The 13,922-nt window shown below is 27.9% G+C and carries 8 protein-coding genes; 3 read left to right on the top strand and 5 right to left on the bottom strand.

The genetic code is table 11. The annotated features are described in order from the left end of the window. Window positions 1–566, bottom strand: a 566-nt coding sequence (locus DRF75_RS01385; RefSeq protein WP_458692843.1) for an Asp-tRNA(Asn)/Glu-tRNA(Gln) amidotransferase subunit GatB, incomplete at its 3' end; no start/stop codon positions are given. A 32-nt stretch (window positions 567–598) separates the two neighbouring features. Continuing rightward, window positions 599–1,975, bottom strand: a complete 1,377-nt coding sequence (locus DRF75_RS01380) for a malonyl-CoA decarboxylase (RefSeq protein WP_045170622.1) — start codon at window positions 1,973–1,975, stop codon at window positions 599–601. 151 nt (window positions 1,976–2,126) lie between these two features. On the opposite strand from DRF75_RS01380, the gene ssb reads away from it, so the two are divergent. After that, the gene (gene ssb / locus DRF75_RS01375) at window positions 2,127–2,600 is read left to right on the top strand and encodes a single-stranded DNA-binding protein (RefSeq protein WP_045170621.1); all 474 of its coding nucleotides are present in this window, start codon (window positions 2,127–2,129) and stop codon (window positions 2,598–2,600) included. Window positions 2,601–3,673: 1,073 nt separating this feature from the next. Here the strand turns inward: ssb and DRF75_RS01370 are convergent. From DRF75_RS01370 to DRF75_RS01360, 3 genes are all read right to left on the bottom strand, one after another. Continuing rightward, window positions 3,674–4,909 (bottom strand): MFS transporter, encoded by a 1,236-nt coding sequence (locus DRF75_RS01370; protein ID WP_129992534.1) that lies wholly within the window; start codon window positions 4,907–4,909, stop codon window positions 3,674–3,676. An 860-nt stretch (window positions 4,910–5,769) separates the two neighbouring features. Next, a complete protein-coding gene (locus DRF75_RS01365; RefSeq protein WP_045170619.1) occupies window positions 5,770–7,017 on the bottom strand; it encodes an MFS transporter in 1,248 nt (415 codons plus the stop codon). 546 nt (window positions 7,018–7,563) lie between these two features. Next, the gene (locus DRF75_RS01360; protein WP_129992533.1) at window positions 7,564–10,299 is read right to left on the bottom strand and encodes a PD-(D/E)XK nuclease family protein; all 2,736 of its coding nucleotides are present in this window, start codon (window positions 10,297–10,299) and stop codon (window positions 7,564–7,566) included. A gap of 214 nt (window positions 10,300–10,513) precedes the next feature. Between DRF75_RS01360 and hemB the strand changes: the two genes are divergently transcribed. Together hemB and nadE are read left to right on the top strand one after the other, a co-directional pair. Then, on the top strand, window positions 10,514–11,506 hold the full coding sequence (gene hemB / locus DRF75_RS01355) for a porphobilinogen synthase (protein WP_045170615.1): 993 nt from the start codon (window positions 10,514–10,516) through the stop codon (window positions 11,504–11,506). 174 nt (window positions 11,507–11,680) lie between these two features. After that, complete coding sequence (gene nadE / locus DRF75_RS01350; protein ID WP_129992532.1) at window positions 11,681–13,198, top strand: NAD(+) synthase; 1,518 nt, start codon at window positions 11,681–11,683, stop codon at window positions 13,196–13,198. The last annotated feature ends 724 nt before the right edge of the window (window positions 13,199–13,922 follow it).

Raw genomic sequence — 13,922 nt, 5'->3', positions numbered from 1 at the left:
TCACATGTACCTATAAAACGCAATATCATGCGTAATTTCTTCAGATATTCCGCAACTTCCTCAACAGATCTTAAATCAGGTTCCGATACTATTTCCATCAATGCAACACCGGCTCTGTTAAAGTCGATATAAGTATTACCAAACTCATGTATACTCTTTCCAGCATCTTGTTCAAGATGAATTCTCGCAATACGAACTTCCTTAGCATCATGATCTTCTAAAACAATTTTACCTCCTGTAGCTATCGGATAATAAAACTGTGTTATTTGATAACCAGAAGGCAAATCAGGATAAAAATAATTTTTTCTATCAAAAGCTGAACATTTATTAATTTTACATGATAAAGCTATACCAGTTTTTACTGCCTGATAAATACAGTACTCATTAAGGACAGGCAACATACCAGGCATTGCTACATCAAAAAGCGACACTTGTGTATTAGGCAAAGCATCATAAGTTTTTGCTGAAGCACCAGAAAATAATTTAGAATTAGAAATAACTTGTGCATGAACTTCTAGCCCTACCACTACTTCCCAATCACATCTATTTCCTTTAATAACTTTCATAAAAACATATTATCTAAATAAAACATATTAAATCAACGCTTTAACAGTGACAATACTTCTTTTGAACAATTAATCTCTTTATTAATTACATAATTTTCATAATTATCATCTATTTTAGATAATTCATAATGATAATTTACCATAATACCCATTGAACTACTCAAACCTTTTTCAGAAACATCAGCCATCCAGTTTAATTGCTTGATAATTGCACCATTACTTAAATGAAAGTGCGCAACTGGATCTAACGCTCTATCAGCATTCTTAGCTTTCACTAAATAATAAGCACATAGTTTTAAAAATAAGCTTTTAATGTCTTGAGATAAATCAGCATACTGCTTATCATTTACATATGATATTATCTCATCAATAGAGACACTAACTTTAAGTTCACTTAATAATTCAAGATTATTTGGCAAAATTCTTGTAAGCCATCTAACAAAACCTGGTATTGGAGAAAGAGTTGCATAAATTTTAATACTTTGAAATTCTTCTGATAATTTATTCACAACACGTTTTATTAAAAAATTACCTAAACTAATTCCAGAAAGTCCCATTTGTGTGTTTGAAATAGAATAAAAAATAGCAACCTTTGCATTTTTTGGATCCTTAGGTGGCACATGTGAATCTAACAACATTTGTATGCTAGTAGCTATTTCATCAACAAGGGCAACCTCTACAAAAATTAAAGGTTCACCTGATATTTTATAATGGAAAAAAGCAAAGCATCTACGATCTGAATCTAATCTATCCCGCAAATCATCCCACGAGGAAATTGCATGCACTGCCTCATACAAAATCAACTTTTCTAGTAAAGAAGCCGGAGAATCCCATGTAATTTGATGCAAATCTAGAAGGCCAACATCAAACCAAGAAGACAATATGTTTCTCAAATCTCTTTCTAGAGAAAAGAACAACTGATGTTTATCTTTTAATCTTATTACATCAGCTCTCATGTCAACGATAAACTTTAACCCATCAGGTAATGAAATAAATTGCTTAAGTATATGAAACCTAGGAGATTCTAAAACTGTAATCAATTCAAATTCACACTTTCTTTTTTCACCTTCATCTATTTCACGTATATAATCACCTATCTTTTCATCTATTTCAATTCTATCAGCACTAAACTTTTCTTCTAGTAACTTAAAAAACGTTATTTTACCAACATCAGACAAGTTCAAATATAAATTACCAAGAGATATGGTATTGTATCTCGCTTTAATTTCCCCACCTTTTGGATTAACACATTCTTTCATTTTTTCATAAAGATTGCTAATATCTTGATCCCTGGTTAAATCCTTATTAATACTACCGACCCAAGAAAGTATTGCATCAGCCATTTCACCCATAACTTTAAAAACATTATTTATTGTTTTGCTCCTTATTACTGGTAGTGAATTATCCATTGTGAACCATAATCAAAAAGTAAATACTCTAGATAACATCATTCTGTACCATTAGTCCATTTTTTTTAACAACATTCATAACAAAATTATTGACTGATTTGTTAATAAAATACGATAATAATGCTTGTTAATTCATTATGAAAATACAACTATGTCTACTATCGGCGTAAATAAAGTAATTTTAATAGGCAATCTAGGCAAAGATCCAGATATTAGAGTAATGCAAAATGGAAAAGAAATGGCAAGTTTTTCCATTGCAACATCAGAAAGCTGGGTAGATAAGACATCTGGCATACGTACAGAAAAAACAGAATGGCATAATATAGTAGTATTTAACGAAGGTTTAGTCAAAATTATAAAAAACTGTGTACGTAAAGGCAGTAAGATTTACATAGAAGGATCATTACGAACAAGAAAATGGACAGATCAAAATAACGTTGACCGTTATACAACAGAAGTGATTCTACAGGGATTTAACTCAGCATTGTATATGTTAGATGCTAAAAGCAATACCATGGATAATAATGCTATACCTAATGAATATTCTACAGAAAGCTTTAGTAAAGAAAATTTTCAAGATAGCAGTTGTGATGATATAATTATTGACGACGAAATACCATTTTAAGCACAATAAGTTATTTATCACTATAATTATACAACTCTCTTAGTTACTCATCTGAAAAAATTTTATTGCACTTAAATGCAACTTAAAGCATTAATTTACAGTGTAGCTACTGTTAAAAAATAACATTTCATTTTCACACTATCAGCAAAGTATAAACTTTCAAATGTATGGTATTACTCTGTTATATTAAACTATTGCATTACCAACTTTTCTCAACATGAAATGTAGTTATTTGCTAATAATAAAATACCATTGCATTGTAAACAACTATAACAAATACATCTATAATCGCAACACATCTAACAGATATATATGGATACTATTTTCAATAAATATCACTTTTAGTACTGCATTCAAGAAAGTTTTTTACTACTCTTTTTCAACTTGCAATACTATGTATAATCATATACAAAAGGTATAGCTATATCACACAATGCTGCTTCATTTTCAAATCATTTCATTAGTATATTAATATTTCAAATTACATTAAATGCTGTCATACAAAAACTGCATCACAATATTAACTGTTGACATAGAACATCATAAATCACATGCATACCATTAGTTACGTGTTTATCATATTAAGAAACACATCCTACAATCTATAAAATCACTAAATAATTACCACAATATCCTAATATAAAAAACATCATAATCAACACTACTTTAGTCTCTAATTACCGCCTCACATATCAACATTTAATCTTCTAATAAAACTACTGCTATAAAAATATACTACGCAATCAAACCTTTCAAGAGTAAAGTGTAGCTGAGTTTCTACCCTCAGTATTTATTAACCCTCAATACTTGATAACTCAGCAATAAAATCATAGAACATTAAGCTATTACAAATAACATAAAAAGTACTACTATAATGCTTTTAAAACTAACAAAAAAGCTCTTAGAAATGACTTTATATGTAATACTATTAGCACTATTATTTAAAAAATAAAACTATATAATACTACTATACAACATTGGCAAATATATTATAAATAACCAACTATGCCATACAAAAATAGCATAAATTCTACTCAATATACCCAAATCTCACAAACTTGAATCAATATAAATTATTTAAACATACTCTCGTATTCAATAACATTCTTATCTTTCTTGAGGTAATAAAGACCATATAAAGAAAATAACGCATAAAAATCTATGCAAAATACAGTAGATAACCCTAATTTTGACAACCATAAGAAAATCATTGGAGTTAACATACTAAAACATCCTATTCCAATATTAAAAGCAACTGAATAACCAGTTTGTCTAACATTTGCTGGAAATAATAGCATAAGTACAGCACCAAGAGGTGTAGAACACATACCCAAAGACAACGCTACTAGAAAATAAGTAAAAATAGATTCACCAAAAAACCACATAATAGGAGATATAATGACAATAAAAAATATATTTATATTAAACACAACAGTTGTAGTTTTATATAATCTACATACAAGATAAACTAGATAACCTGATAAAACTGTTGTTAAAGCCAATAAAGAATATATCAGCATATTAACTCTGCTCTGCACTTCCAAAAATACAAAAAAAGTATAGAATAAAGCATGACAAAAAGGTATAAAAACGCACACTACTATAAAAGGATGTTTATAATTTAATATTATATCTATAATAGGTACTTTCGAAATTTTATTCTTATTACTACAATCCAAATATTCCCTACTTTCCTCTATAGAATTAATCAAAAAAGGGAATGATAAAGACATTACCAATCCTACAACAAATGGAATTCTCCACCCCCAAGAATAAAATTGATATTCAGGAATCAAGTTATTACATAATTTAAAAACACAACATCCAATTACACCACCAAATACCTTTACCACGAAATGACTATACATTGCATAAACAATATTACGAGCATCTTTTGCATTTTCTACCATCAAAACCACAGCACCTATTTCTCCAGAAAAAGACAAGCCCTGCAAAATACGCAATATTATTAATAAAATAGGAGATAATATACCTATGGTTTCAAAAAGAGGTAAAAAAGCTATACCACCTACAGATATAATAAGCAAAGCTGCAGAGCTCAATAAAGCAGTCCTCCTTCCGTATTTATCACCAATATAACCAAATAATAATGCTCCAAAAGGTCTCACAAAAAAAGCCATTCCAAATGACATCAGTGATAACACCATAGCAAAATCCTCAGTTAGATGTGAGAAAAACATTTTACTAAACATTTTGCTAAAATTTCCATAGATCAAAAAATCATAACATTCTATGAACGTACATATAAGTATTGACAACATAGGCTTAACACTAGAATGCGCTGACATATATGCAACTCATTAGATACTTATCTCATATTATAACTATAACCATTGATTATCAATGTCAACCAACATCAAATGACTAAATAATTCACCTAGATCCTTTGATCTATACAATACTACATACTACTAAAACAAGACAACATACATTCTATAAAATACCCAACTATATTATAATCAACTAATAAAAAACCTATTATACTGCTACCTTTTACTTACATCACAATAACAACTAATATCTACAAAAATACAATTACTTGCTTATCATATTGTTTTAACTACTTGAATCTATTTTTGAAGTTCACAAAGACACAAACTATACTTCAATGATAAATTTATTACTTTTATAACATATTAAATTTCAAAATCTACACTACCAATATTTACTTAACAATACAGCCATTTATCAAGCACTTTATCCACTTGGCTAACGATAATCATTCTAATATTTACACAACAAACCCACTTTACAAACACATTATTTTTAAAAACATTCACAATTTAAAATTTATATTATCCAAGAACCACTTAAAAGATAACTATTTGCCCACAAATTACACACATTACATATTGAAACTAAAATTATTTTTTGCAGATTACCTATAAACAAACAGCAAAATATTACTTTAAACACTATTATGAAAAATACATTATTTTATAGAACGCATACAGATTAATACTTAAATAAATAGCAAAACTCTCCTGTAAATATTCCTACCAAAACTTATTATTTTTTGTAACATGCATTAACCAAAATCTATATACTAATTAAGCAATTATCTTAAAAATACAACTACCTAGCGCACTAATGACGCTGCTGACAGTCACCACCAAAATTTAACAAGCAATCCTGTTTTAAATTCCAATTATGCATACATTACTTGTTCACATTTTTTGACATTATGCTGTTTTAAGCACAAAATACCAAACATAGATAACAATGCACAGCAATCTAAATAAATTACAGGAGATATACTCAACTGAGTTACATTACTTAACCATAAACAGATTGCAGGAGTAGCCCCACCAAAAACTGCAACAGCAACACTATAACACATTGAAAAGCCAGTTTGTCTTATATTAACTGGTAATAAAAACACTAAAATAGATAATAAAGGAGTTGCATACATACCTAATACAACTGCCAGAATAAAAAAACTAATTACAGAATCAAGACCTAAAAAGCATATTACAGGAGATACACATGCAATAAATACAACTTGAATTGTAAATAGCACAATTTCAGGTTTGCATACTCGAAACATAAGAAAAGATATAAAGCCTGATGCTAACATTGTCAATATCAACAAACTATAAATTGTCATACTTACTTGTTGTGGTATATTTAAGAATGCAAAAAACATATAAAACAATGCATTAGCAGTTGCTACTAAGGTAAATATAATAATACAAATTTTCTTGTAATGTAACACTATATCTAAAATAGGAACTTTAGAAATTTTTCTACCAGATGTATAATCTAAATACTGCCTACTTTCTTCAATAGAATGACGTAAAAAAGGTAATATTATAGACATAATTAACCCTACAATAAATGGTATTCTCCAACCCCAAGAATAAAATTGTACTTCTGGAATAAAGTTATAACATAATTTAAAAACAAAAGATCCAACCGCACCTCCTACGACTGCTAACACAAAATGTAAACTTAATACTGAAACAACTTTATTTTCACCAACACTTTCTGCTATTAAAACAATAGCACCTACTTCTCCTCCAAAAGACAATCCTTGCACAGTACGCAGAAACACTAATAAAATAGGAGCTAATACACCTATAGAATCAACAGTAGGTAAAAATGCAATACCTCCAACTGATAAAATAAGCATAGAGGCAGAAATAAATAAAGAAACTTTCCTTCCATATTTATCCCCAATATACCCAAACAATAATGATCCAAGTGGTCTAACAAAGAAAGCTATTGCAAATATAGCATATGATAATATTAAGGACAGATTTTCATTATTAACTTGAGAAAAAAACATCTGACTAAATATATGACCAAAATTTCCGTATATTAAAAAATCATAACACTCTATAAAAGCACAAAAAAGAAGAGAAAAAATTGCTTTCTTATTAGTACTATGTGACATTTCAGACACCAAAATAATAAACAAAGGACCAAAAATCTACAGTTATTTATTTGTCATGTCAATCATTATTTAACACGAGAAATACTTAATCAACTTTTACTATATATCTCATATTACATCATAATTTATATATCTCTGTATAATTAATACTGATGCTAAAATAACACACTTTTGCTAATAAAAGAGGCATTCTACAAAAAATAATGGTGATAACATGCAACACATTACATAAATAAAAAAAGCATTTTAAATAATGTAAGAACCTCTTTTTATAGTAGTAAAATTTTTAACACCAATTACAGTATTCACCAGTTATATTATATGTTTATACATTTCTATTTATTAAATTTAGTTTATTTTTTACACCATACCAACTAAACAACTTGGCCTATCATTTACAATCCAATGCGATAAAAAATTTATATAGTGTTTAATAATACATTATTTCTAACATTAAAAATCGTAAGCTATGAGATTTAACAAAGCGTATGAGGTTATAATATCTAAAGTTTTTATAATCTTACACACTAATGAGAGATTAAGTATTTATATAAAATATATCCATTCCCTAGTACGAGTCAAAATATCATAATCACTATATCTAGACACATCATAAGATGCAGTAAATGGTTTCATAAAAGTAACATAATTCAATATTAACTGTCTCAAATCAATCTCCAATTGCTTCATAAGTTCAACGTAATTATCTATAGGAATTATCTTCATATCTTCTGCACTTATCTTCCAGTACATCAACCCTGAAATATCCTTTTTTAGACTCTGTTTTACCGTTAATGCTTGTATTATCATTTGTAAGGAAATACCGTAATTAATATCTGACTGCGAAGGAATTACACCAGTTTTATAATCAATAATAACAACACTACCATCTCGCAAACACTCTACTCTATCACATTTAGACACTATTTTTATATTATTATTGATTTCCCAAGAAAAAAAACTCTCTGTTATGATCTCATCAATATAGTTATTTCTTTCTAAACTTATCTCAAAAAATTGCTCAGCTATTTTTTGAAACTTAGGCCATAAAATAGTCTCAACTTGAGGAAAATTTTTATATTTATTCAATAACTCTGATACAGCAATTTCTACTAAATCTTCACATCTAAACTGACTATTACTATTTAATAAATACTTATGTAAAACGTTATGGACAATAATCCCAAAGTCACGCATAGAAAACTTTTCATTAATATTTCTACATGGTAAAATATTTAAAATATTACTTAAATAAAACACATAAGGATTCTTTACCAAAATTTCTAAAGCAGTTGACGATAAGATCTTAAATGAACCTAATCTTTTATCAATCTCTGGATTAGGGTTAGGTCTCAAATATGCTAAATTTTTTACACCATCAAATAAAGACTTATCATGAATACCTGAATAAGGTTCACACTTCAAATCTTTTATATCATAAAGCTTGCCTAAAACCCTTAACCGCCTAACCCAAGTAGATTCTTCATTTATTTTACCAAAGCTTTTTAAAGACTGAGTAATATAAATTCTATCAGAATAAAAGAAGCTATGTAATAAATATGCAAAATAACCTCTCTCTTTTTGAATAGAAGGCAATCCTAATTTAGCACGTATCCACCTATTTAATAGTGTACCAAATGAATTTACACAATAATTTATTTCATTAAATCCAGAAAAAATTACTACTTCTCTCTTAGACAAGTTAATGCAAGACAATTTATAATTTTCTGAAAAAAAATGACTACGCAAAATTGATACTAAAATCTCACTGTATAAATCTATCCCATATATTTTTATACCACTACATGAGTTCCTTAAGTTACTAAAAAATTCTTCAATCTTATTACTATCATTGAGATCAATTGTAATATTACCTTCTAATAAATGATTTATGCAAACAACATGAGCTTCTACTATAGAAGATATCTTTTCATACCTTACATTAACTAGAGGAAGCATAATACTTTTTATTCTTTCCCAAAAATGTAATAAATCTGGAGCTTGTTCTTTTACATTACTTTCCATACTAGAAAAATCACAACTAGAATAGTACCTTACAATTTTTAGTTCAAAATACGACACCAAAGCTTCATAATCTTTCTGAACATACCCTAAAGTCACAAAAGGATGTTTAAGTAATGATAATAATGATATAGGATTCCATTTACTTATGACAACCTCTAATATATTCAATAAGAAAGAAAATATCAGATAACTACTGTCAGATTGATCTAACAATTTTTGTGAATCTACAATAGAATTTATTCTTCTACTTAATAATAAATTATTTGTAAATATAGCAAGATCATTACAAGAATTTTCTCTCACAAGCACAGATACAACTTGCGCTTCTTCTTCATCTGAAGCACAAGTTATCAATTTAACACGATTATAATCATTATAATCTTGAATTTCATTTCTATGATATGCTTCTAAAAATAAATTAAAATTAAACACACTATTTACAAATATAGAATTACTTGGACTACCTAAAAAAATGATATCATCCCTACCAATACTCAAAATATCTAACACACTCTTTATGCAATACTGATAATGATATTCCTCTAATAATTCCCACTCACTTTGACAAATAGTCATATCCACATACGGAAGTATAATTTTAGTATTAGGTAACTTATACAATGATTGAATAAAGTTGATAAAAAATTCATCAAATGCCATTCCAGCAAAAATGACAATACTATTTAATGACTCTTTCTCCAAATACTTAATTAAGTCATTTATATATAAACTCCTATGTTCTAATATATCTAGTACTTCTTCCTCTTTTAAAATTTCTCTCCATTTTTTAGATAACCTAAAAAGAAATTTCGCTGTCTTTTGACAATGTACTGGTAAATCACAATCAAATAGATTCTCTAAATTAGATAACGCTATACAATGTACATTCATTTCATTCAACAATGCAGACAGTTCATAACTCATAGATAACGGGTAATTATCATCGTTCTCAGAGTTCCATAATTTTATGAACTCCATCAATAATAAAAGTTTTCTTATTGGATTCATGATCCTAACAGCATGATGATTACTTACTAATAAATCACGATCTATATCTGATAATGACATAATTCTCATCTGCACAAGAGCCGCATCAGAAAAGTAAAGTTTTAATTCATTACATAACAACTCAACATTTTCTTGATTAGGAACTATAATTATCGCACTAGAAAAAATATCATTAACAACATCAAACACAAACTTTGCCACTACAGACAAAAATGATTCTGCAGGATATACTGAAAAAACTTTTCCCATTGAAATATACTATACCAAAAAATTACAACATTATAGAAAAGACCACAAATCTTGTATCAAATTGATTTCACATGACATTACAATTTGCTAAAACATTTCAAATTTATCATTAGTAAACAAATACTACAATTCTTATCTATTTTTAAAAATTTGTTGATACTTATTTATCAAAAGATTAAATAAATATACATACACTACACAATAAGTCGAAAATATGCAATTTCCTAGCACTAGATTAAGACGTAAACGCTTGAGTGGATGGTTACGTAATTTAGTAAGAGAAACTAGCTTATCAATAAATGATCTGATATTACCACTTTTTGTACATGACAGTGATGGAATATCAGAACCCATCAAACAATTACCAGACATAAAGAGGTATTCAATTACTGAATTATTAAATGTAGTTGAACAAGCTGCAAATTTAGGGATAAATGCTATAGCGTTGTTTCCAGTAGTAGAAAAACATTTAAAATCTGAAAATGCAGAAGAGGCATTTAATCCAGAAAACCTAATGTATAGAGCAATAAGTGAAATCAAAAAATACATACCAAACATTGGTATAATAGCTGACGTTGCCCTAGATCCTTATACTAGTTCAGGACACGATGGCATTATAATTGATGATAAAATTGATAATGACTTAACCATAAAAGCATTATGTAAGCAGGCTCTAGTATTAGCAGCAGCAGGTTGTGATATTGTAGCACCATCAGATATGATGGATGGAAGAATTAAAGAAATTAGGAATGTTTTAGATAACTGTACTTTTCAGGATGTATGTATACTATCTTACTCTGTAAAATATTGTTCTAGTTTCTATAAACCATTTCGCGAAGCTGTAGGGTCTATCTCAAGATACCAGACGATAGATAAAAGTACATACCAATTAGATATTGCAAATATAAATGAATCAATACTTGAAGTACAAATGGATATTAACGAAAGTGCAGATATTGTGATGATAAAACCAGGTATGCCATATTTAGACGTAATTAAGTGTATTAGTAGTAGATATCAAACACCAGTGTTCGCATATCAAGTAAGCGGTGAATATGCAATGATTAAAGCTGCATCACAAAATCACCTATTAGACTATGACTTAGCTATTTATGAGTCTTTATTAGGGTTCAAACGTGCAGGAGCAAAAAGTATCATTACATACGCTGCATTAGATGTAGCAAATATGCTCAAAAACAGGATTTAAATTTCAGTATACAATTCTTATGTTAAGCCTAAATATTTAACTATTGCTAACTATTTAAGATATAATATAAGTTAATATACACACTGTTTACAGGTTTTAACACTATAAAACTATGATGGTTTATATCACATTAATGTGATAAATATTAGTAATTAGATAATAAAAAATAATATTATGTACTATCCATCAATTTTTATTGCACAATTAAATTACAATCCTGAAGATATCGATTACAATTACGATAAAATTACAAAATCATATACAGAATCAGTAGAGAAAGCAGCTGATTTAGCTATATTTGCAAGATATTCAATATCAGGATATATACAAAAAATCCCACATTTATCCAAAGATTTCTTCAATCAATGCGATAGTACAATTAATAAATTGGCATTACAAACTCACAATAAGAACACAGCAATAATTATTGGAAGTATCAAACAACAAAATAACAAAATTTTTGAAGTAATTTATTTAATAAAAAACGGAAAAATTGAAGAACTGATAGAATTTTCAACAGAACATCAGTTTTCTGATATTGCCGTTACATTTACAATTAACAAAATAAATGTATTACTGTTACCTATATCAAAAATATCAACATTACCTTCCTACAGTAAAGATACATTACTGTTAATAATGGATAACACACCATATACACAAGATACAAATTCAAGAGATAACATAATTTCAAAACTCACGTATGATAAATATGCTGTATATATCAACCAAGTAGGAGGATATAACAATAGAGTCTTTCATGGAAAGTCATTCTTTACCTTCAATGGTCAATACAACTTCTTAAATATGTGGCAAGAAGATAGTAATATTTACAACATAGATTTTGCAAAACAAATCTACCCCATGACAACATGTGATAATATTGAATCAGACTATCAAGCACTGATGTTAGCACTAAGAGATTATGTCTATAAAAATTGCATGGCAAGTGTAATTATAGGATTATCTGGAGGAATAGATTCTGCACTTGTAGCTTCAATTGCAGCTGATGCACTTGGACCAAAAAATGTATACTCGTTTATGTTACCAACAAAATACACATCTAAAACTAGTATCACTGATTCTAAAGAATGTGCTATGAGGTTAGAAATTTTTTATGATATATTCCCAATAGAAGAGATATTTCAAAGTTCATTAGCAATTTTACAAAACACTTTTGCAAATACTCAAGAAGATATTACAGAAGAAAATTTACAAGCTAGAATTAGGAGCACAATATTAATGGCGTTAAGCAATAAGTTCAAATTTATGTTATTATCAACAGGCAACAAATCAGAGATATTTGTTGGATACGCAACATTATACGGAGATATGTGTGGAGGTTTTGCGCCAATAAAAGATATATACAAAACCAAAGTATATGAACTCAGTAAATGGAGGAACAGAAATATACCAAAAAACAGTTTATGCCAAAACATCGATGTTATTCCATCTCAAATTATAGAGAAACACCCATCTGCTGAACTACGTTACAATCAAAAAGATCAAGATACTTTACCTGATTATACAACATTAGATTCAGTACTCACATTACTTATTGACAAAAACTATTCTGTAGCAGATGTAATCAAAAAAGGATACAACATTCAAGAGGTTAACTACATAGTACACTTAATAAAAAAATCTCAATTCAAAAGAGAACAAGCTGCTACTGGCCCACTGATCAATTGATAAAAAATTTATCTATCAACTAGTACAATAAGTAAAAGTTAACTAAACAGAAATGAGTTCTAAATAAGCTTTACAAAATAATATGAATACTCACTACAATTAAATAATTCAACTTGTACAAATAAATAGGATATAAACCTAATACTGCAAATATTGATAAGCAAACTATATATTTTTTATACTACTATTTTACATATGTTTAAATATATCATATCAATTTTAAAATAAGCAAGTACAACACAAATTAAAATAGCACACCTATTAATACTTTTACCAACTCAATACTTTAAGTTTTTATAAGCAGATTCATATTTTATACAACTTTTTCAGCCATTTTTAAAAAAGACAATCTGATACTTATATATTCATCAAAAACAAGTATAAACATTACTTTCCATATAATTTTCTCATACATACTATTAAAATAGGCAATTACTAGTATCTATTAAAAACTAAGCAATAGACAAACATGAAAAGATAAGATATTTACCAATGAATAACACCTCTAGCAACTTAACATTTCAAAATGTTATTAACAACTACAGGTCTTTTACACCATTTAATATAAAATAGAAAATTTATTATTTAAATTTTTATAATAAGAAATCAGTACACTCAACAGATATAAAACCAACAAAATAGTCTCTTATCAATTAATAACTCACACACTGACAAGCAACAAACTAAGATTTTACATTTCTTTTTTTATACACTCTTTAAACAA

This window comes from Ehrlichia minasensis (assembly GCF_004181775.1).
Lineage (GTDB): Bacteria > Pseudomonadota > Alphaproteobacteria > Rickettsiales > Anaplasmataceae > Ehrlichia > Ehrlichia minasensis.
Note: the sequence above shows the minus strand (reverse complement) of the source record. Positions and strands in the feature narration are given on the sequence as shown.

Bases quoted from the DNA above. Each gene is read 5' to 3' on its own strand.
- nadE (WP_129992532.1), top strand. From the start codon at position 11,681: ATGTACTATCCATCAATTTTTATTGCACAATTAAATTACAATCCTGAA.
- DRF75_RS01365 (WP_045170619.1), bottom strand. From the start codon at position 7,017: ATGTCACATAGTACTAATAAGAAAGCAATTTTTTCTCTTCTTTTTTGT.
- DRF75_RS01380 (WP_045170622.1), bottom strand. From the start codon at position 1,975: ATGGATAATTCACTACCAGTAATAAGGAGCAAAACAATAAATAATGTT.
- hemB (WP_045170615.1), top strand. From the start codon at position 10,514: ATGCAATTTCCTAGCACTAGATTAAGACGTAAACGCTTGAGTGGATGG.
- ssb (WP_045170621.1), top strand. From the start codon at position 2,127: ATGTCTACTATCGGCGTAAATAAAGTAATTTTAATAGGCAATCTAGGC.
- DRF75_RS01360 (WP_129992533.1), bottom strand. From the start codon at position 10,299: ATGGGAAAAGTTTTTTCAGTATATCCTGCAGAATCATTTTTGTCTGTA.
- DRF75_RS01370 (WP_129992534.1), bottom strand. From the start codon at position 4,909: ATGTCAGCGCATTCTAGTGTTAAGCCTATGTTGTCAATACTTATATGT.